The 20,134-nt window shown below is 60.1% G+C and carries 17 protein-coding genes; all 17 read right to left on the bottom strand.

The window, feature by feature from the left end; translation table 11 throughout:
- Nucleotides 1–12: 12 nt before the first annotated feature.
- On the bottom strand, nt 13–858 hold the full coding sequence (locus R3C98_RS07185) for an LpxI family protein (RefSeq protein WP_371313441.1): 846 nt from the start codon (nt 856–858) through the stop codon (nt 13–15).
- Nucleotides 859–861: 3 nt separating this feature from the next.
- Nucleotides 862–1,653 carry an acyl-ACP--UDP-N-acetylglucosamine O-acyltransferase gene (gene lpxA / locus R3C98_RS07180; RefSeq protein WP_371313439.1) on the bottom strand — a complete coding sequence of 264 codons (792 nt, stop codon included), beginning with the start codon at nt 1,651–1,653 and terminating at the stop codon, nt 862–864.
- 38 nt (nt 1,654–1,691) lie between these two features.
- The gene (gene lpxD / locus R3C98_RS07175) at nt 1,692–2,711 is read right to left on the bottom strand and encodes a UDP-3-O-(3-hydroxymyristoyl)glucosamine N-acyltransferase (protein WP_371313438.1); all 1,020 of its coding nucleotides are present in this window, start codon (nt 2,709–2,711) and stop codon (nt 1,692–1,694) included.
- 8 nt (nt 2,712–2,719) lie between these two features.
- Complete coding sequence (locus R3C98_RS07170) at nt 2,720–3,316, bottom strand: OmpH family outer membrane protein (protein ID WP_371313437.1); 597 nt, start codon at nt 3,314–3,316, stop codon at nt 2,720–2,722.
- A gap of 27 nt (nt 3,317–3,343) precedes the next feature.
- On the bottom strand, nt 3,344–5,905 hold the full coding sequence (gene bamA / locus R3C98_RS07165; protein ID WP_371313436.1) for an outer membrane protein assembly factor BamA: 2,562 nt from the start codon (nt 5,903–5,905) through the stop codon (nt 3,344–3,346).
- Nucleotides 5,906–5,945: 40 nt separating this feature from the next.
- Complete coding sequence (locus R3C98_RS07160) at nt 5,946–7,115, bottom strand: RIP metalloprotease (protein ID WP_371313434.1); 1,170 nt, start codon at nt 7,113–7,115, stop codon at nt 5,946–5,948.
- Complete coding sequence (gene dxr, locus R3C98_RS07155) at nt 7,108–8,292, bottom strand: 1-deoxy-D-xylulose-5-phosphate reductoisomerase (protein ID WP_371313433.1); 1,185 nt, start codon at nt 8,290–8,292, stop codon at nt 7,108–7,110. The genes R3C98_RS07160 and dxr overlap by 8 nt, the downstream gene beginning before the upstream one ends.
- A 23-nt stretch (nt 8,293–8,315) precedes the next feature.
- Nucleotides 8,316–9,086 (bottom strand): phosphatidate cytidylyltransferase, encoded by a 771-nt coding sequence (locus tag R3C98_RS07150; RefSeq protein WP_371313432.1) that lies wholly within the window; start codon nt 9,084–9,086, stop codon nt 8,316–8,318.
- Nucleotides 9,087–9,139: 53 nt separating this feature from the next.
- Nucleotides 9,140–9,901: an isoprenyl transferase gene (locus R3C98_RS07145; RefSeq protein ID WP_371313431.1), complete on the bottom strand. Its 762-nt coding sequence runs from the start codon at nt 9,899–9,901 to the stop codon at nt 9,140–9,142.
- Nucleotides 9,901–10,455, bottom strand: coding sequence for a ribosome recycling factor (frr, locus tag R3C98_RS07140; RefSeq protein ID WP_371313430.1), 555 nt, complete (start codon nt 10,453–10,455; stop codon nt 9,901–9,903). The genes R3C98_RS07145 and frr overlap by 1 nt, the downstream gene beginning before the upstream one ends.
- Nucleotides 10,452–11,207, bottom strand: coding sequence for a UMP kinase (gene pyrH / locus R3C98_RS07135; protein WP_371313429.1), 756 nt, complete (start codon nt 11,205–11,207; stop codon nt 10,452–10,454). The genes frr and pyrH overlap by 4 nt, the downstream gene beginning before the upstream one ends.
- A gap of 111 nt (nt 11,208–11,318) precedes the next feature.
- On the bottom strand, nt 11,319–12,224 hold the full coding sequence (tsf, locus tag R3C98_RS07130) for a translation elongation factor Ts (RefSeq protein ID WP_371313428.1): 906 nt from the start codon (nt 12,222–12,224) through the stop codon (nt 11,319–11,321).
- 37 nt (nt 12,225–12,261) lie between these two features.
- Nucleotides 12,262–13,056 (bottom strand): 30S ribosomal protein S2, encoded by a 795-nt coding sequence (rpsB, locus tag R3C98_RS07125; protein ID WP_371313427.1) that lies wholly within the window; start codon nt 13,054–13,056, stop codon nt 12,262–12,264.
- 237 nt (nt 13,057–13,293) lie between these two features.
- Nucleotides 13,294–16,716, bottom strand: coding sequence for a DNA polymerase III subunit alpha (gene dnaE / locus R3C98_RS07120; RefSeq protein WP_371313426.1), 3,423 nt, complete (start codon nt 16,714–16,716; stop codon nt 13,294–13,296).
- 78 nt (nt 16,717–16,794) lie between these two features.
- The gene (locus R3C98_RS07115; RefSeq protein WP_371314014.1) at nt 16,795–17,484 is read right to left on the bottom strand and encodes an ABC transporter ATP-binding protein; all 690 of its coding nucleotides are present in this window, start codon (nt 17,482–17,484) and stop codon (nt 16,795–16,797) included.
- Nucleotides 17,484–18,770, bottom strand: coding sequence for an ABC transporter permease (locus tag R3C98_RS07110; protein ID WP_371313425.1), 1,287 nt, complete (start codon nt 18,768–18,770; stop codon nt 17,484–17,486). Before R3C98_RS07110 ends, R3C98_RS07115 begins: the two co-directional genes overlap by 1 nt.
- Nucleotides 18,767–20,086: a proline--tRNA ligase gene (gene proS, locus R3C98_RS07105; protein ID WP_371313424.1), complete on the bottom strand. Its 1,320-nt coding sequence runs from the start codon at nt 20,084–20,086 to the stop codon at nt 18,767–18,769. Before proS ends, R3C98_RS07110 begins: the two co-directional genes overlap by 4 nt.
- Nucleotides 20,087–20,134: the final 48 nt, after the last annotated feature.

Here is a 20,134-nt window from a genome sequence, read left to right as displayed (position 1 = left end):
AACGCAACGGGCTCACGAGACCTCGTCCGGCGAAAAACCGTAAATGAAGACACCAAGACGGTCTGCTGCCGCTTCCATTTCCACGCGGCGAAGGAGCAATGCTCCTCCGGCCTCCACCGCGAGCCCGGCGAGCCCTGCCGCAGCTACGAGCTCGATCGTAGACACTCCTGTCGTCGGCAAGTCGATGCGGCGCTCCTGATCCGGCTTGGGCCGCTTGACGAGAACACCGCGGCGTGCGCCTGCCTTGCCCCTGATTTCTTCTGGTAGCGTCGCACAACGCTTCAGCATTTCGTCCGTACCTTCCTGAGCCTCAACCGCCAGGACGAGCCCGTCGCAAACCACGCAGCCCTGACCGATGTCCAGCGCACCTGTGGCGGAGGCCACCTTTGCTGCAGCGCGTATGTCGGCAAGATGATCTTCCGTCGGCGCCGGGCCTGCGATCAATCCGGATGGTGCCAGCAGCGTCTTGTTGGCCTCTTCGCTCCCGATGACATTGAACCCGTGCTTTTCGAACTCTTTGACGAGCACCTTTAGCAACGCGTCGTCACCCTTGCGCGCTTCGGAGACCACCTTGGGTAAAAGCATCGCTCCGCGCATATCCAGTTTGAGGTCCTTGAAGTTCGGACGCTTGACGATCCCCGCGAAGACAACATCCTTGCAGCCGGCAGCCTTAAGCCGATCGATCACGCCGCCGATTTCTCCAAGACCAACTACCGCACCCGGATATTCTGCAAGCGCAGGCTCTTCGAACCCCTTCAAGCGAAGCACGTAAACCCCCTGGCCGCTTGCCGTGGCGTTGCTCGCAATGGCGACGGGAAGTTCTCCCAGTCCAGCGATCAGTCCCAGCGGTGTCGTCATCTGTCAGGCCGGCTTGCAGATCGGCCGGTCGCCACCTGCCTGAATGAATGAAATAAGTTCCATGGCGAGCGGTTGATCCGCAAAATCTTGCGCAGCTTTCGCCAGACGTTCCTTGAACAGACCTTCTCCAAAAAATACCGCTTTATAGGCGCTGCGGATCTGCATCAGCTGGCTCTTGTCAAACCCGCGCCGCTTAAGCCCGACCATATTGAGTCCGGAAAGCTTCGCATGGTTCCCGACAACGGAGCCAAACGGGATGACATCCTCCACCACAATCGCGCCGCCGCCGATGAAAGCATTTCGACCGATACGAGAGAACTGGTGTACTGCGGCGAGCCCCCCGAACCAAACATGGTCTCCAACCTCGATATGGCCGGCCAAGGATACATTGTTCGCCATCACGACATGGTTGCCGATAACATTGTCATGAGCGATGTGGGCTCCGATCATGATGTAGCAATGATCACCGACTTTCGTCAGGCCACCGAACTTCGGCATCCCGGCATGAGCGGTCGCGTATTCACGGAAAGTGCAGTTCTCGCCCACTTCCAAACGGGATTCCGGCGTACTCTCGAAGCCGATCACCTGCGGGCTGCACCCGAGCGTCGCGTGGGGAAACAGGACACCATTTCTTCCCAGGTTAGTGTGACCCGCGACGACGGCGTGGGAGTGGAGTTTGCACCCATCACCAATCACGGCGTTCGCGCTGACATGGCAGAAGGGGCCAATCGTGACGTCCGTGCCCAATTGGGCGCCGTCTTCAACGAACGCGGTGGGGTGTATCTGTGTGGGCATGGCTGCGCCTCTGATTTCCAGCACGGAATGTGCGTGGATCAGCTATTTTTCTTCGGGTTTGCCTGTTTCTGCAACCAGGCGACTTCACGCATCCATTGGCGGATGGGTTTTGCGGGTGTGCCGCCCCAGGTCTCGCCGTCTTCGATATTGCGGAACAGGCCCGATGAGGCAGCGAGGCTTACCCCTTCGCCCACCACGACATGATCAGCGATTCCAACCCGCCCACCAAGCATGGACTGATTTCCGACCCGGACAGATCCGGAAATTCCGCCAAATGCTGCCATAACGACGGAGCGGCCGAAAACGACATTGTGCGCGATCTGGCAGAGGTTATCGATCTTGGTGCGCTCACCAAGGATCGTGTCCTCGAAGACGCCTCGGTCGATGCAAGTATTGGCGCCCACAGTGACATGATCCTGAAGGATGACCCGGCCGAAATGAGGAGCATCCCGTTGACCATCAGGTGCTGCAAGCACCCCGAACCCGCTCTCGCCGATACGAGCTCCGGCGAGCAGGGTCACATGGTCTCCGACGAGCGCGCAGAATACACTGGCGTTCGCACCGATCTGGCAGTGACGGCCGATCTGGACACCCGGTCCGATCGATACGTTGGGGCCAATCCACGTCCCTTCACCGATCACCGCACCCGGACCAACAACTGCCCCAGGCGATACCCGAGCATCTTCGTGAACCTGCGCCTCAGGCGAGATGCGGGCTTCACCCACCCAGTCCAGATGACGCGGACGGTACATCGCCAAAGCGGCCAAGGCATGCGCGAAACGCGGAAACCGGACAACCAGTGTCGATCCGCCTTCCGGAACGTATTTCAGGTTCGCGTCGTTGGTGACGAAAATTCCGGCATTTGCCGAGATTGCGGGAGTGGATTTACCATCCCCGTCCAGGAAGGCGAGATCGCCTTTTTGGGCATTGGCGGCAGAAGCGATGCCCGTGACAGGCAGATCGCTGTCGCCATTCAGAGCTGCGCCGGTCAATTCCGCTACCTGGCCAAGCGTCAAAGCCCCCAATGGCGCATAGAACCGCGGATCGACCGTCACCATATGCTCCGTTACTGCGGATTAGCCGGCTGATCCGGAATCTTCTGGCGCGTAACCGTCAAGGTCGGGGACGCGACATCGAGTTTCTGAATGACCAGAGCGGTCGCATCAATGGAGTCTGCTGAGTAAATCACCGAGCTCTTGGAAACGACGAGTTGCGCGTTCTTTTCCTGAATGACCTGAAGCAGAACCGGCTCGAGCGCCTTGTTGAAGTTGGCAAGGGCAACACGTTCCGTCAGCGAGAACTCCTGGGACGCCCGCTGAGCTTTTCCGGCAAACGCATTGGCTTTGGCCTGATAACCGTTCAGTTCGGAAACGAGTGCCGCATCAGCGTTCACCTGCTCACGGGTTTTACCAGTGAGCTTTGCATCCAGTGCTTTGCCTTGGGTCTGCAGAGTATTGCGTTCCGGCGTCAGCTCGTTGTTCATCTGCGTTTCGATGTTGCTCAGCTTGGTCGCCATGTCTTTGCCGGCCTTGCTGTCGCGAAGGATTCTTACTTCATCGATGGCGATGACGTTGCTGCCCTGTGCGACGGCTGCGGGCGCCGTGATGGCCGCACTGCCGATCAGCAAAGCGAAGGCACAAAGAATTTTCTTTAGGTGGGACATGCTAGTCTCCATTCTGGGGGCTTGCGATTAGAAGCGTGTTGAAGTCGAGAACCGGAACGTCTCTGTCCGGTCATAGTCCTCGCTGCGGAGGATTTGAGAGAAGTCGAAGCGGATCGGTCCGAAAGGCGAATTCCAGAAGACACTCAAACCTGCTGATGCACGAAGTGATGCAGCATCCTTGGTCATACGCACTGCAGGGAGTCCGGTGGTCGGATCCGTTGTGTAGATCGTCGGGGATATGTCAGGTCCGCGCAGCGTGCCGAGAGAGCCTGCATCCACGAACAGAGCGCTCTTGATGCCATACTCTTCCGGGAACACGTTCGGAAGACTGAGCTCGAACGTACCTTGATAGTACGCGTTCCCGCCTTGCGAATTGAGGCGCCGAGTCGCAACGACTTCGCCCGTATTCGGATCGACCACACGAAGAATTTCCCGTGGTCCAAGACCGGCAACATCAAACCCGCGGAAGGTCGATCCGCCCCGGAAGAAGCGGTTGTTGATCCGGATCCCTTCCCCGTTTTCCAATGGGAAAACGTACCCGCCGGACAGGCGCGCACTTGCCACGACGCCTTTCCATATACCGCGATAGAAGGATGCGCGTGTTTCAGTACGCAGATAATGAACGTCACCGCCGACACCCGCCAGGTCCTGACTTATCGAAGCATCGAAGCCCCGGGTCGGCGAAATCGGATCATTCGTACGATCCCAGTACAACTGGTATCCAATAATGCTCGACAAATCCGACCGTTCGGAACGGCAAATGGTTTCCCGGAACAGATAGGACGGATCACACCGGTCCAGTACAATTTCTTGGCCGTCGATAACATCGTCAACACCGGCACGCCGGTACGTGTCATCACTCGTGTCGTCCGGCGTGTCCTGCCCGCCCGTCTGGATTGTCCGAGTCGATGGTAGTCCGGTCGCAATATCGATCAGATAAGGCACATCCGTCACATTGATGTCGTCATACTGCAGACGGTAGCTGAGCCCGAGCTGCATACGCTCGGTCAGAGGGAAACCCACACGCAAGCCAGCGCCGTAGGTGTCGCTGGTAAAGTAGGAGATGTCGCCGAAATCCTGTTTAGTCGCAAACACGTCGATGCCGGCCGACAGGTTGCGATCCAGGAAATGTGGTTCGGTGAAACGAAGGTCCAGCACCTGCTGGCGGCTGGAAGCTGAAATCCTGGCAACAACCGACTGTCCACGTCCTCGCAGGTTCCGCTGGCTGGCGGACAAATCGATCAGATAAGAATCCACCGAAGAGAAACCCGCGGCAAACGACAGCTCACCAGTCGGCTGCTCTTGCACCGTTATATTGACGACGGTCCGGTCCGGCTCGTCTGTTGGAACTTCCTCGATCTCGACTTCTTTAAAGTAACCGAGCGCCCGTACGCGATTCTTGGACCGGTCCAACAGGATCCGGTTGAAGGCATCGCCTTCCGAAATCCTCAGCTCACGCCGGATAACGCGGTCCAGTGTTTGCGTATTCCCGACAATATTGATGCGGTCGATGTAGACGCGCGGACCTTCATCCACAACGAACGTCACGTCGATGCGGCCTGTTTCCGGGTTCACATCCAGCTGCGGACGAATGTCGACAAAGGCATAGCCTGCAATTCCAGCAGCATATGTCAGGGAATCGATCGTGCTTTCGATCAGATCACCCTTGAACAAGGATCCTTCCTGAATCGGAACAGCGGCCCGCAAAGCCTCAGCATTCAGTTTTTCCAGCGCGGTCTCGACCTTGACCTCGCCGAAGTCGTACTGACGGCCCTCGTCCACCGTCATGGTGATGTAGAAATCTTTCTGGTCCGGCGTCAGCTCGGCGACGGCAGAGGTCACACGGAAATCATAGTAGCCGTTATTCTGATAGAACTGACGCAACTGGTCGCGGTCATATTCCAGGCGACCGGGATCATAGTTGTCGTTGGAACTGAAGAAGCGCCAGAAGCGGGACTGCTTGGTCACGATCTCGCTGCGCAGCCGGGAGTCCGAATAGGCTTCGTTGCCAATAAAGTTGATCGAACGAACGCCGGTGACCGGCCCTTCCGTGATCTGGAAGATCAGGTCGACGCGGTTCTGTTCCAGCGGCTTGTACTGCGGCTCGACCTTGGCAGCAAAGCGACCTGACTGACGATAGAGCTCAAGGATACGCTGCACATCGTTCTGCACCCGTGCTGCGGTGAAGATTCCGCGCGGCTCAGCCTGGATCTCTTCCTTGAGCTTGTCTTCCTTCAGGGCCTTGTTGCCCTCGAATATCACTCGGTTGATGATCGGGTTTTCGACAACACGGACGATCAGATCGTCGCCAAGACGATCAATCGACACATCCGCAAAAAGATTCGTTGCAAACAGCGTTTTCAGCGACAGATCGATCCGGTTGGGATCGAACGCGTCACCAGGTTCCAGCAGCAGATATGACTGCACCGTACGCGCTTCGATACGCCTGTTTCCCTGGACAACGATCGAGCGGATCGTCCCCCCATAACGGTTGTCTTCCTGCGCCTGAGCGGAACCCGAAACGCCGGAAACGCCCTGAAGCGCAAAGACGCTGGTCGCCATGAAGGTCGCTGCAAGAAACTTACGCATCGTCGAATAAACTCTCTGATTAGTCCCTGATCCGGCCGGCTTAGCCGCCCCCGCCACCAAACAGGCCGGTTTCGATGACATCGCCCCATGTGATGACGACGACCATCCCCAATAACAGGATAAGACCGAATGTCAGGCTCACTTCCTGCACTTTTTCCGGCAAATGGCGGCCGGTTAGGGCTTCGTATGCATTAAATACAAGGTGGCCACCATCCAGCACCGGCAGCGGCAACAGATTGAAAAAGCCGATCCCGATGGAAATGGAAGCGCACATGCCAAGGAGCATCCAGAACAGCTCCCAGACTCGGCTTCCGACGGGAACATCTTCCTGAGCCCACACCCGATTCACGATCCGGCGCGAAACATCACCGATCCCGACCGGGCCCGACATGGTGTGGATGGACATGCGTCCGGTAACGATCCGGCTCAGCATGGTGACCGTCTGCTCAAGGGTCTTGCCGGTCTGGATGACGCCCTGCCCAACCGCCTCTACCGGGTTGTAACGAGTCGGCGGCTGCACGCTGACATTTGCCAGCTGCACGCCAATTGTCCCCTGAGGGACGCGCTGACCCACCTCGTTTTCACGAATTTCTTCCTTGGGCGTCACGGCGAGGGTTTGTTCGACATCTCCGCGGCGGATAACGAAATCCACCGGCGTACCCGGATTGAGCATAACCGCCATCTGGATATCGCTCGCGGCTTTCACGGGCTTGCCATTGGCAGAAACCACAATGTCGCCGGACTCCATTCCGGCGACGGCAGCCGGAGAGCCCTCACCGACGGAATAGACGCCAACCTCAATGTTCGGCCGGCCGAAAGTGCCGATCATCAGAGAGAAAATCAGAGTTGCGAGGACAAAATTGGCGAAAGGTCCGGCAAGACTGACAATGGAGCGCTGTCCAACCCCAAGATCCGGGTAGGCCCGACCGACCAGGCCGCCCTCAATCTTGCCGATATCGCCGGCGGTCTGCGCTTCACCTGCAAATTTCACGAACCCGCCGAGCGGGATCCAGTTGATGCGCCAGCGGGTACCGCGCTTGTCTTTCCGCTCGAAAATCGGGCTTCCGAAACCGATGGAAAAGGACTCGACAGCGGCTCCGAAGGCTCGCCCGGCAAGATAATGACCATATTCGTGGACGATCACCACGATGCCCATCATGAAGATGAGGCAAGCCAGAAACAACGGACCTTGGCTAAGCAACTCACCCAAGCGTTTTACCCTCCGCCCCACCATCCGGGGCCCGCTTCAACAAATCTTCAGCCGCAGAACGCGCGTACCGGTCCAATTGGCCGATCTCTTCTAGCGAACCGCATGCCATCCCGGCCATATTGCCGGAAAGGAACCGACTCAACACTTCCTTTACCACCCAGCTTATGTCCAGAAACCCGCATTGGCCCGCAATAAATGCAGAAACGGCAGTTTCATTAGCGCAATTTAATACCGTCGTGGCGCCTGGACCGGCAGAAAATGCCTCCCGGGCCAGCTCGACGGCGGGAAACTTTGCGGGATCAACCGCTTCGAAATCGAGTTTTGCCAGCCTGACCAGATCCAGGCGATTCACGGTGGTTTCAACACGATCCGGCCAACCAAGCGCATAAGAAATCGGCGTGCGCATATCCGGCGCGCCAAGCTGTGCGATGACCGACCCATCCGTGAAATGCGCCATGCCGTGGATAATCGACTGCGGGTGGATGATCACATCGATCTGATCTGCCGCAACGTCAAACAAATAGGCTGCTTCGATCAGTTCAAGCGCCTTGTTCATCAGGGTTGCGCTGTCGATGGAATTCTTGATCCCCATGGCCCAGTTCGGATGGGCGGCAGCCGCTTCCGGACTGGCCGCACGCATCTGCTCAAGCGTTGCCGTGCGGAACGGTCCGCCAGAAGCGGTGATTGTCAGCCGCTCGAGAGACCGGCCATCTCCCAGGCATTGATGGATTGCGCTATGCTCTGAATCGACCGGCAGCACCGTTACTCCGGCCTTTTTGGCTTCTTCGAGGATCAGCCGGCCGCCACAAACGACGCTTTCCTTGTTGGCTATCGCAACGTCGTTCCCGGCCTGGACCGCAGCGAGCGTCGACTCCAAGCCGGCCGCGCCAACGATGGCCGCAAGGACTCTGGCTGGACGCGTCGCCGCTTCAGTCACCGCAGCACATCCACCGGCCACTTCGATACCGCTGCCCGCCAGCCGCTCTTTCAACACCGGCAGCTGGTTCTCATCGGCGATCACAGCGATCTGGGGCCGGTATTCGAGCGCCTGTTCCGCCAATTTTTCGGCATTGCTGCCAGCCGTCAGAGCGATCAGATCGAAACCGCCCTCAGGTCCTCTGTTGGCATGACCGATGACATCAAGCGCAGAGCACCCGATGGATCCTGTCGATCCCATTACAGAAACAGCTCGCTTGGCGGTCATGCCTGAAGCCCAAGCATATTCGGAAGGTCTGGTGCGATGTAGAAAGCCAGCACGGTGATGAACGCGACGGCACCGAGGCCATCCACCCGGTCCATCACGCCGCCATGCCCTGGCAGGATCGAGCCCGAATCCTTCACACGGAACCGCCGCTTCAGACCGCTTTCAAACAGATCGCCAAGTTGAGCGACCACGGAAATAGCGATGCCCGCAAGAATCCAGCCCGCAAAAGGAACGCGCTGGATATCGGCTGCGGCCACACCGCAGACGATGCAGGCGACAACAGCCCCGATTGCACCGCTCCAGGTCTTGTTCGGGCTTTCCTTGGGCAACAGACGCGGACCGCCAAGACCACGTCCCGTAAAATAGGCTGCCGCATCGGACGCCCACACGAATGACATGAAGTACAGCGCTGCCGAACGTCCGTCCCACGGCCCTTCCCGCAGCAGCCAAAGCGAAGCAGGCAGCAGCGTGACGTAGATCAATCCGAAGACAGCACTGCCCCGATGGTTCCAGCCGCCCTTTGCCGTAAGCGCGGCAAACACCACTCCCGCCAGGATCACGCCCAAGGCAACACCCGGATTTCCAAGCGGAAGCGCGAGGCACGCCAAGGACGCGAACGCCACAAGCAACATTGGCTTTACGAACCCGCTGATATGTCCCCACTCCCACGCCATAACACCAGCTGCTGCAGCACACGCCACTGCCAATCCCCAGCCGCCGGACCAGACCGCGGCAAGGCCAAGCGGGATAAGAATGGCCGAAGACATCAGCCGCAGCCCCAGATTTGAAAATCTGAGCTCCCGGGGCGTCCAGTCACCCATCAGCGCGGCTCCGACGTCACAGCGCCAAACCGGCGTTCCCGGTTCCTGAAATCCAGGATGGCCTGCTCCAGAGAGGATTTGTCGAAATCCGGCCAAAGCACATCGGTGAAGATCAGCTCGGCATAGGCCGCCTGCCACAGCAGGAAATTTGAAAGGCGATATTCCCCACTAGTCCGGATCAGCAGGTCCGGATCGGGAATACCGTCCGTATCGAGAAACTTTTCGAAAGTCGCTTCATCGACAGCGTCTGACTTCACTTCACCACGCTCGATAGCATCGGCCAGCTTCCGCGTTGCCCGCAGGATCTCTTCCCTGCCGCCGTAGTTAAAAGCGATGTTGAGATAGAAGTCCGAATTCGCTGCAGTTTCGCGTTCGGCCTTATCGACAAGCTCCGCGATATCGGCCGGCAAGCCCGCCCGGCGCCCCAGGACACGGATCCGCACACCTTCCCGCTTCAAACGGCCAAGGTCACGCTGAACATACGCCTTCAGCAGGCCAAACAACGCACTGACTTCTGCCGCTGGCCGGCGCCAGTTTTCGGTCGAGAATGAAAACACGGTGAGGTAGCGGATACCGAGCTCCGGAGCCGCCTCCACAGTCCGGCGCAAGGCTTCCACCCCACGCTCATGCCCTGCTGCTCGCGGCAATCCCCGGGCTTTCGCCCAGCGTCCATTGCCATCCATGATGATGGCAACGTGCTGCGGCCCCGGCAGCCCCTGTGCCCCGGCGCCCTCTGTAGCAGGGGCGGGTTCGCGGGACATCAGACCTGCATGATCTCCGCTTCTTTGGCCTTCAGCGCCTCGTCAACTTTCGCAACGTAGGTGTCTGTAAGCTTCTGGACTTCATCGGAAAGGGCGTGATGGCGGTCTTCGCTGATCTCGCCATCTTTTTCCATCGCCTTCAGGCTGTCCATGCCGTCCCGGCGGATGTTGCGGATCGCGATGCGCGCAGATTCAGCATACTTGCCGGCAACCTTCTGCAGCTCCTTGCGGCGCTCCTCATTGAGCGGCGGAATCGGCAGGCGAAGGTTCTGACCATCGACAACCGGGTTCAAGCCGAGACCGGAGTCACGGATTGCACGATCTGCAGCGCCAACCACGGTTTTGTCCCAGACATTTACCGACAGCATCCGTGTGTCGGTAACGGTCACCGACGCAACCTGGTTCAGTGGCACGGTCGAACCATAGGCTGGTACCATCACCGAATCGAGCAGGTTCACCGACGCCCGGCCCGTACGCAGACCGCCGAATTCCGTCGCGAGCGATGTCAGCGCACCTTCCATCCGGCGCTCAAGATCTTTCTTGTCGTAGCTCATTTGGAAGACGCTCCCTTGTTCGTAATAGTTGTCGAGGTGCCCTGTCCGTGCAGCACTTTCAGAAGCGATCCCTCTTCCTTCAGCGAGAACACCACGATCGGGATGTTGTTGTCACGCATCAGGCTGACAGCTGAAGAATCCATGACACGCAGATCCTTCACCAGCAACTCCTGGTAGGACACATCATCATAGCGTGTCGCTGAAGCATCCAGCTTCGGATCGGCCGTGTAGACGCCGTCCACTTGCGTGCCTTTCAGCAGCGCGTCGCAATTCATTTCGATGGCGCGCAAGGCGGCGCCTGTATCGGTGGTGAAGAACGGATTACCGATGCCCGCTGCAAAAATGACGATCCGGCCCTTCTCCATGTGGCGCTGGGCGCGGCGGCGGATATACGGCTCGCAGATCGCTTCCATGTGGATGGCCGACAGAACGCGGGTTGGCACGTCCATGTTTTCCAGCACGCTCTGCATGGCGAGGGCATTCATGACGGTCGCCAGCATGCCCATGGAGTCCGCCTGGGCGCGTTCCATGCCCTTAGCTGCCCCAGCAACACCGCGGAAGATATTACCACCACCGATGACCAGGCAGATCTCTGCGCCGGCTTCGCGGGCATCCTTGATAGCTTTGGCAAATTTTTCGCAGGTCGGGATGTCGATTCCGAACTGGCCGGGGCCCATGAGGGCTTCCCCTGACAGCTTGAGTAGTACGCGTTTGTACTTGAGTTCGCTTGTCTCAGGATCCCCGCTCGGCATCGTATTTTTTCCCTTCGCTGAAGACCTTACGGCCTCCTAAAAGATTCCCGGCCGCCTGTCATGGGCGACCGGGATGTTCAAAGCCCCTTGCGGGCGGAAAGGCAAGCCTGATCAGGCGCCTTTTGTCATGGAAGCGACTTCGTCTGCGAAGTTATCCTCTTCCTTCTCGATACCTTCACCGAGCTTGAAGTGAACGAAGCCTTTCAGCGTCGCGCCTTCACCTTTCAGGAACTCGCCAACCGTTTGGTCGGGGTTCATGACGAACGGCTGCTCGACCAGCACGACTTCCTTGTAGAACTTCTGCATGCGGCCAACGATCATCTTCTCGATGACGTTATCCGGCTTGCCGCTCTCACGAGCCTGCTCGGTCAGGACGCGCTTCTCGGCTTCGACGATCGCCGGGTCCAGCTCATCCGTCGTTGCAGCGGCCGGTGAGGTTGCGGCGATGTGCATCGCCACCTTGCGGCCGATCTCGTCCAGGTCACCGGAACCATCCAGAGCAACCAGAACGCCCACTTTGCCCATGCCGGCAGCTTCGGCGTTGTGGATGTAGGAAGCGACTTTGCCGCCTGCCGTGATTTTGGCGGAGCGGCGCAGAGTCATGTTCTCACCGATCGTGGCGATCAGGCGCTTGATCAGGTCATCGACCGAACCTTCGCCATCTGGCGACGGTGCAGCCGCGAGAGCTTCGACGGAACCGTCGGTGCCCAGGGCAGCCTTGGTGATACCGGCCAGAGCGGACTGGAACTTTTCGTTGCGGGCAACGAAGTCCGTTTCGGCGTTCAGCTCGACGATGGCGCCGGCCTTGCCGTCTTCGGAAACCTGAACAGCGACCAGGCCGTCAGCGGCCGTACGGCCGGACTTCTTGGCAGCCTTGGACAGGCCCTTCGCACGCAGCCAATCGGTGGCTGCGGCTTCGTCACCATTGTTTTCGACAAGCGCCTTCTTGGCGTCCATCATGCCAGCGCCCGTTTTTTCACGGAGCGCCTTCACAAGCGCAGCTGTAATCTCAGCCATAGCTGTATTCCCTCAGTCTCGATTGTACCGGCGCGGCTTATGCGCCAGCTTCGTCAGCCGTTTGGTCTGCTGCAGCAACATCAGCATCTACGACACCTGCAACATCTTCCAGCTCGCCGAGATCCACGCCGAGACCGGCAGAGGATTCTGCGAGACCGTCGAGGACGGCATCGGCGAACAGGTTGCAGTAGAGCGAGATGGCGCGTGCAGCGTCGTCATTGCCCGGGAAGCCGTAATCGGCGTCTGCCGGGTCGCAGTTCGTGTCCAGGACGGCCACAACCGGGATACCCAGCTTGCGGGCTTCCTGAACGGCAATGGCTTCCTTGTTGGTGTCGATCACGATCATGGCCGACGGCAGGCCGCCCATGTCAGCGATACCGCCCAGAGATTTCTGGAGTTTCTCACGGCGGCGCTCCAGATCGAGCAGCTCTTTCTTGGTCAGGCCCGAGCCGGAGCCCGATTCAAACATCGCGTTCAGTTCGCGCAGCTGCTTGATCGAGTTGGACACGGTGGACCAGTTGGTCAGCGTGCCGCCGAGCCAGCGGTGGTTCATGTAGTACTGGGCGCAGCGCTGCGCGGCTTCAGCGACCGGCTCCTGGGCCTGGCGCTTGGTGCCGACGAACAGAACGCGGCCGCCTTTGGAGACCGTATCACGCACGAACAGCAGTGCCTGGTGCAGAGCCGGCACAGTCTTGGAAAGGTCCATGATGTGAATGCCGGAGCGGTCGCCGTAGATGTACGGCTTCATACGCGGGTTCCAGCGGTGGGTTTGGTGACCGAAGTGAACGCCAGCTTCGAGCAGCTGACGCATGGTGAAGTCAGGTAGGGCCATCGATTGTCTCCATCCGGTTGGCCGTCACAGGTGGAACTTTGGACCACCATGGCCCGCAGCACCGGATGCACCCGTGAACTGGTTTTAGATGAGGCGGCTTATACAGATATTCCCCTGCCGGGCAAGCGGCCTGAGGCCTGTTTTGGCAGGACTTCCGGTGACCATTTCATGACCATACCGGACTATGCCGTGATCATGGCCTGCCCCGGCATGATCTGCCATGACCAGAACGGACCATCAGGCCGCCTTCAGGGGCTCCACACGCTCCACGCCCGGCACATCCTTCAATGCCCTCTGCGCTTTCAGGCTGATCGTGTAGGTCGACGGCAATTTCAGGATGACCAGCCGGCCGTCCTCCAGCGGCACCTCGACCAGGATATCGCCGCGCTCGGCATCCGGCAGCTTGGCGAGGTGGCCGACCACGCCCGCGATTTCTGCCGGGTTGGCCCCGACGGCAAGACGCACTTTCAGTGCTCCCATACTCCGGCTGAGGCGGGCCGATTCCAGCGGCAGGACCCGTTCGGCGTTCAGGCGGATCTCTTCCCCGTTCCGCTTCACCCCGACCGTCACCGCGACCGCGTTGCCGACCTGCAGCAAGTCGTAGTTCTGGGACAGGGTTTCCGGGAAGACCATCATCTCCACCTCGCCCGTCGGGTCCGACAGGGTGAGGAAGGCGAACTTGCCACCGTTCCGGGCGGGCTTGTCGGAGCGCAGGCGCACGATACCGATCATTTCGATAGGCTTTCCGTCCGCCGCCCGTTCCTCGATCTCCATCGCCAGCGTCACACGCTCCCGGTCCAGGCCTGAGAGGACATCGTCCAACGGGTGGCCGGAGAAATAGAACCCGATGGAGCGGAACTCCTCGTCCAGCTTCTGCTGGCCATTCCATGCCTTGGCGGTCGGCATCGCGGGCCGCAGCGCCGGCTCGGCATCGCCAAACAGGCCGCCCTGCCCGCCCATCCGGTCTTCTGCGGCGCTTGCAGCCATCTGGGCCAGCATCGGCGCCCCGGCGAGCACGCGCGCCCGGTTCTTGTCGAAACAGTCGAACGCCCCGGCCTTGGCGAGCGATTCGAACGCTTTCTTGTTCACGTGCTTCGGATCGACCCGTTCGGCGAAGTCGTAGATGTCCTTGAACGGTCCGTCCTGCTCCCGGATCGCCACAACATGTTTCATGGCCTCCAGGCCGACACCTTTCAGCGCGCCGAGTGCATAGACGATCGAACCATCCCGCACATCGAAATCGGCTGTCGAGGAATTCACGTCGGGCGGGATCACCGGGATCTTCAGGCGCTTTGCTTCCTGGAAGAAGGCGGCGAGCTTGTCGGTGTTGCCAAGATCGAGGCTCATCGAGGCCGCGAGGAATTCCACCGTGAAATGGCGTTTCAGATAGCCCGTGTGATAGCCGATCAGGGCGTAGGCCGCCGCGTGGGACTTGTTGAAGCCGTAGCCCGCGAACTTCTCCATCGTGTCGAAGATCTCGTTGGCGAGCGGAGCTTCCATGCCCTTGTTCTTCTCAGCGCCTTCGACGAAGCGCTGGCGCTGGGCGATCATCTCTTCCAGCTTTTTCTTACCCATGGCGCGGCGCAGCAGGTCAGCGTCGCCGAGCGAATAGCCGGCGATCTCCTGTGCCATCCGCATGACCTGTTCCTGATAGACCGGAACGCCATAGGTGGCCTCCAGCACAGGCTTCAGGTCCGGGTGGGCATACTGGACGCCTTCGGGGTTTTCCTTGCCCTCGATATAGAGCGGGATGTTCTCCATCGGGCCCGGGCGATAGAGCGAGATGATGGCGATCACGTCTTCGAGGCTGTGCGGACGCACTTTCTTCAGTGTGTCGCGCATCCCTGCGCCTTCCAGCTGGAAGACGCCCAGCGTGTCGCCACCACCCATCATGTCGTATGTCGCTTGATCGTCCAGGCTCTTCCACTCCGGACCGACGTCCTTGCCGTCGCGCCGGATGAATTTCAGTGCCCGGTCGATCACCGTCAGGGTTTTCAAGCCAAGGAAGTCGAACTTCACGAGGCCTGCCTGTTCGGCATATTTCATGTTGAACTGGGTCGCCGGAAGATCCGCCCGCGGATCGTTGTAAAGCGGCACCAGTTCCACAAGCGGCCGGTCGCCGATAACGACACCAGCGGCGTGCGTTCCGGCGTTCCGGTATTTCCCTTCCAGCTTCAATGCGATCTTGAGGAGTTCACCAACGCGCTCGTCGGCATCCATTTCCTCATAGAATTTCGGCTCGTCGTCGATTGCTTCCTGAAGCTTCGGCGGGTTGGCCGGGTTGAACGGGATCAGCTTGGCGAGGCGGTCGACCTGGCCATAAGGCATCTGCATGACGCGGCCGACGTCCCGCACCACAGCTTTCGCCTGCAGCGTACCGAAGGTGATGATCATGGCCACGGAGTCTGCGCCATATTTGTCGCGCACATAGCGGATGACCTCGCCGCGGCGCTCCTGACAGAAGTCGACGTCGAAGTCCGGCATCGAAACGCGTTCCGGGTTCAGGAAGCGTTCGAACAGGAGATCAAAGCGCAGCGGATCAAGGTCTGTGATCAGCAGCACCCAGGCGACAACCGACCCGGCACCCGAGCCCCGGCCCGGACCAACCGGAATGCCATGCTCCTTGGCCCATTTGATAAAGTCCGAAACGATCAGGAAGTAGCCCGGGAACCCCATCCGTTCGATGATGCCCAGCTCATAATCCAGCCGCTCGAAATAGGTCTCCCGGTCAGCATAGAGCTGGTCAGCCTCCTTGAGGCGGAATTCGAGCCCTTCCAGCGCCTGCTTGCGCAGCTCTTCGGCCTCGGACCGGCCTTCATTCGAGAAGCTCGGCAGGATCGGCTTGTGAGTTTCGGCTTTGACCGAGCAACGTCGTGCAATCTCGACCGTATTCTCGATGGCTTCCGGCAGGTCTGCGAACAGCAGCCGCATTTCCGACGGCGACTTCAGGTATTGCTGCCCGCTAACCTGTTTGCGGTCCGGCTGGCCGAGATATTCGCCATTGGAAATGCACATCATGGCGTCATGCGCCTGCGCATCTTCCGGCTTCAGGAAGCGGGCATCGTGCGTGGCGACAAGCGGCAGCTCCAGCTCGTAGGCAAGGTCGATCAGGTCCTGCTCGACTGCGCGCTCCTCCGGCGTGCCGTGGCGCGTGATCTCGACATAGCAACGCCCCGGATAGGCATTGGCGAGCGTCGACAACTCCGTCCGTGCATCTGCGACCCGGCCTTTGAGCAGGTGCCTGGCCACCTCGCCCTCAGCCCCGCCGGTCAGCACGATGAGGCCTTCGGTCTGTTCCATGACCAGCGAGCGGGAAAGCTTCGGCACGCCGTCCGCCGCGTCCAGATAGGCGCGCGACGACAGGTACATCAGACGGCGATAGCCGGTCTCGTTCTGGGCGTAGAGCGACAGGCGCGAAGGTTCTGCCCGCGGCACATCCTCCACAACATCGAAGCAGCAGGCCATGACCGGCTGGATACCGGCGCCTGAAAGGGTCAGCGAGATTTCAAGCGCGCCGAACAGATTGTTCCGGTCGGTGATCGCCACAGCCGGCACAAGATGCTCCTCGCACCAGGCTTTCACGTCCTTCGGCGAAATCATGCTCTCCAGCAGCGAATAGCTGGAACGGATGGCCAGATGGATGAAGGGCGACTCGGACAAGGCTTATTCTCCTGCGGACAGGTTAAACTGACGGGCCCGGCCGTGCCAGACCAGACCGCAATGCCCGGGATTCACAGCTTATTCCGGTTCGTAGGGAACCAGTTTTCCGTCTTCCAGCGTCAGAACGCGGTCCATATGGGCCGTCAGCGCATGGTTGTGAGTCGCCACCAGCACGGCGGCGCCCTCTTCCCGAGCCATCTTGATGAAGGTGGCGAAGACACGCTCGGTGGTGGCCGGGTCGAGATTGCCGGTCGGCTCGTCGGCAATGACGAGGCGCGGCGTGTTGGCGAGGGCGCGGGCGATGGCGACGCGCTGCTGCTCTCCGCCGGACATCTGCGCCGGCTGGTGATGGGCCCGGTGGTCCAGTCCCATCTCGGCCAGCAATTCGGCCGCCTTGGCGCGGGCCTCCTTGCGGGCAACGCCCGCGATCATCAGCGGCATGGCGACATTGTCGGCCGCGTTGAACTCCGGCAGCAAGTGGTGGAACTGGTAGACGAAACCGATCTTGGAGCGGCGCAGCGCCGTGCGCGCCTTGTCATCCAGCCTCAGGCAGTCGACGCCGTCCAGCAGGACCGTGCCTGCCTCAGGACGTTCCAGCAGGCCCGCCGTGTGCAGCAGGGTCGACTTGCCGGAGCCTGACGGGCCGATCAGGCCGACGAGTTCGCCAGCTTGCAGCTTCAGCTCCGCGCCGGACAGCACGTTCAGCTCACCTGCTGCCGTCTTGTAGGCGCGGTTGATGCCGGAGAGTTCGAGCACGGGGGCCGCCATCACTCGAACCTCAGCGCGCTGACCGGATCCTGGCGGGAGGCCCACCATGCCGGAATAAGGGACACGCCAGCCGACATGCCGAGGGCATAGAGGCCCGTGCTGAATACGTCGCCCCAGTCGAGGATCGCTGGCAGGTGCGCGAGGCCATAGGTCTCCGCGTCGAATACTTTGCCGCCGTCCATGAACAGGTTGATGAAGGCTTCGATGGCGCCGATGTTCAGGATGAACAGGACACCAACCGTCATGCCGAGCATGGCGCCCAGCGTGCCGAGCACGGTGCCCACCATCAGGAACACGCGCAGCACCCCGCCCCGTCCAAGGCCGATGGTGCGCAGGATGGCGATGTCGCGAGTCTTGTTCTTCACCAGCATCACGACGCCGACGATGATGTTCAGCGTGGCAATGCCCATGATCACCATGACCAGCAGGCGCACCATGGTCCGCTCCACTTTCAGGGCGTTCAGGTAGGCGGCGCGCTGGGACTTCCAGTCATACATCCGCACCGCATTTCCAGTCGCGAGCGCAATGGCCTGCATCGCCTCCATCGTCCTGTCCGGGTCCTTCAACCGGATGTCGAGCATCTGGTAGTGGTCCTTGGACTGGAACAGGATCTGCGCCTGATCCATCGGCATGAAGATGTAGGCCATGTCGAGTTCGACACTGCCGGTCGAGAAGATCTCGCCAACCGTATAGGCCTTGGATCGTGGCGTCGCGCCCATGACGCTGGCATTGGTACCGGTGGTAATGATCTCGACCTTGTCACCGGGGATGACACCCAGCCCCTCCCGGCCCGCGGCCAGGAACGTGCCCATCATGATCGTGTTGCCGCCATTACGGCCGACGCCGAACCCTGCATCGATGGCTGCTTGTCCATGGTCCTTCAGGAATGGAAGGGTCGACAGGTCCTCGTTTCGCATTGCGCGGACGACGGCGCCGGTCTTGCGGCCATTGGCCGTAACGAGGACATACTCCTCAATATAGGGCGAGGCGCTGGTGATCCCCGGGATCTCGCGGATCGTGTCGGCCAGCGCTTCGGCTTCAGCCTCTGTGTACTGATTGACGACCGCATAGACATGCGGCTGGCCGCCCAGCAGTGCATCCAGCAACGTCGCGCGGAAGCCGCTCATGATCGACATGGTGATGATCAGCGCAGCGACAGCGAAGAAAATGCCGACGAAGGAGATGATCGAGATCAGGCTCGCACCGCCATGCTCGCGCTTGGCGCGCAGGTACCGCCAGGCCAGGGTCCGTTCGAGACGTCCGAATGGCGCAGCGGCCTGACTCATGCGGGCGTAACCTTTGCAACGACTTCAGCAAAAGGCAGCTCCGCCTTCTCGCCGGTCTTGCGGTTCTTGACTTCAACTATGCCCTTTTCAAGGCCTTTGGGTCCGATCACCAGTTGCCACGGCAGACCGATCAGGTCCATGCGGGCGAACTTCGCACCGGCCCGGTCGTCAGTGTCGTCGTAAAGCGTGTCGATGCCTGCCGCCTCGAGCTGTTCGTAGAGCTCACCGCAGGCCTTGTCGCAGCCGTCGTCGCCGACGCGCATGTTGATCAGGCCGACATGGAACGGTGCCACAGCATCCGGCCACACGATGCCATTGTCGTCATGGCAGGCTTCGATGATGCCGCCGACGAGGCGCGAGACGCCGATGCCATAGCTGCCCATCTGGACCGGCACCATCTGGCCATCCGGCCCCTGAACCACCGCGTTCATCGGCTTCGAATACTTGGTGCCGAAATTGAAGATGTGACCGACTTCAATGCCGCGCGCGGAGACCTGACGATCTTCCGGGATAGCGGCGAAGGCGGCTTCGTCGTGCATCTCTTCGGTGGCAGCGTAGTATTGCGTGCGCTTCTCGACTTCGCCGGTCAGGTCGCTGTCGAAATCGAGGTCCAGGCCCGGCGGTTCCATATCCAGCAGCGTCTTGTCACAGAAGACCGCGCTTTCGCCCGTATCGGCAAGGATGATGAATTCGTGGCTCAGCTCGCCGCCAATCGGGCCTGTATCAGCGCGCATCGGGACGGCGGTCAGGCCCATACGGCTGAACGCGTTCAGATAAGCGCAGAACATCTTGTAGTAAGCGACGCGGGCGCCTTCTTCCGTCAGATCGAAGGAATAAGCATCCTTCATCAGGAATTCGCGGCCACGCATGACGCCGAAACGCGGGCGGACTTCGTCGCGGAATTTCCACTGCTGGTGATAAAGGTTCAGCGGCAGCTGCTTGTAGCTTTTCACATAGGAACGGAACACATCGGTGATCAGCTCTTCATTGGTCGGGCCATAGAGCATGTCACGATCGTGCCGGTCCTTGATGCGGAGCATCTCCTTGCCGTAATCGTCAAAACGGCCGGATTCCCGCCAGAGGTCCGCCTGCTGCAGCGTCGGCATCAGGAGTTCGATAGCCCCGGCGCGGTCCATCTCTTCGCGCACGATCTGTTCGATCTTCTTCAGGACGCGATAGCCGAGCGGCAGCCAGGTGTAGATGCCCGCCCCGTTCTGGCGCACCATGCCGGTGCGCAGCATCAGCTTGTGCGAAACAATGGCCGCATCTGCCGGCGCTTCCTTGGAAACGGGCAGGAAGTATCTGGAAAGCCGCATCGAATCCCCGGGGACTTGTTGTAAAACGCGGCTCACCTAGCCGCAGCG

Origin of the sequence: Hyphomonas sp., assembly GCF_041398465.1 — a bacterium.
Taxonomy (GTDB): domain Bacteria; phylum Pseudomonadota; class Alphaproteobacteria; order Caulobacterales; family Hyphomonadaceae; genus Hyphomonas.
The sequence above is the reverse complement of the archived record's forward strand: the minus strand, read 5'-3'. Positions and strand labels throughout refer to the sequence as shown.

What these genes read in the sequence shown, in the direction of transcription:
- R3C98_RS07150 (WP_371313432.1), bottom strand. Translation starts at nt 9,086, where the DNA reads ATGTCTTCGGCCATTCTTATCCCGCTTGGCCTTGCCGCGGTCTGGTCC.
- lpxA (WP_371313439.1), bottom strand. Translation starts at nt 1,653, where the DNA reads ATGCCCACACAGATACACCCCACCGCGTTCGTTGAAGACGGCGCCCAA.
- R3C98_RS07115 (WP_371314014.1), bottom strand. Translation starts at nt 17,484, where the DNA reads ATGGCGGCCCCCGTGCTCGAACTCTCCGGCATCAACCGCGCCTACAAG.
- rpsB (WP_371313427.1), bottom strand. Translation starts at nt 13,056, where the DNA reads ATGGCCCTACCTGACTTCACCATGCGTCAGCTGCTCGAAGCTGGCGTT.
- bamA (WP_371313436.1), bottom strand. Translation starts at nt 5,905, where the DNA reads ATGCGTAAGTTTCTTGCAGCGACCTTCATGGCGACCAGCGTCTTTGCG.
- tsf (WP_371313428.1), bottom strand. Translation starts at nt 12,224, where the DNA reads ATGGCTGAGATTACAGCTGCGCTTGTGAAGGCGCTCCGTGAAAAAACG.
- dxr (WP_371313433.1), bottom strand. Translation starts at nt 8,292, where the DNA reads ATGGGATCGACAGGATCCATCGGGTGCTCTGCGCTTGATGTCATCGGT.
- R3C98_RS07170 (WP_371313437.1), bottom strand. Translation starts at nt 3,316, where the DNA reads ATGTCCCACCTAAAGAAAATTCTTTGTGCCTTCGCTTTGCTGATCGGC.
- R3C98_RS07185 (WP_371313441.1), bottom strand. Translation starts at nt 858, where the DNA reads ATGACGACACCGCTGGGACTGATCGCTGGACTGGGAGAACTTCCCGTC.
- frr (WP_371313430.1), bottom strand. Translation starts at nt 10,455, where the DNA reads ATGAGCTACGACAAGAAAGATCTTGAGCGCCGGATGGAAGGTGCGCTG.
- R3C98_RS07110 (WP_371313425.1), bottom strand. Translation starts at nt 18,770, where the DNA reads ATGAGTCAGGCCGCTGCGCCATTCGGACGTCTCGAACGGACCCTGGCC.
- lpxD (WP_371313438.1), bottom strand. Translation starts at nt 2,711, where the DNA reads ATGGTGACGGTCGATCCGCGGTTCTATGCGCCATTGGGGGCTTTGACG.
- pyrH (WP_371313429.1), bottom strand. Translation starts at nt 11,207, where the DNA reads ATGCCGAGCGGGGATCCTGAGACAAGCGAACTCAAGTACAAACGCGTA.
- proS (WP_371313424.1), bottom strand. Translation starts at nt 20,086, where the DNA reads ATGCGGCTTTCCAGATACTTCCTGCCCGTTTCCAAGGAAGCGCCGGCA.
- R3C98_RS07145 (WP_371313431.1), bottom strand. Translation starts at nt 9,901, where the DNA reads ATGTCCCGCGAACCCGCCCCTGCTACAGAGGGCGCCGGGGCACAGGGG.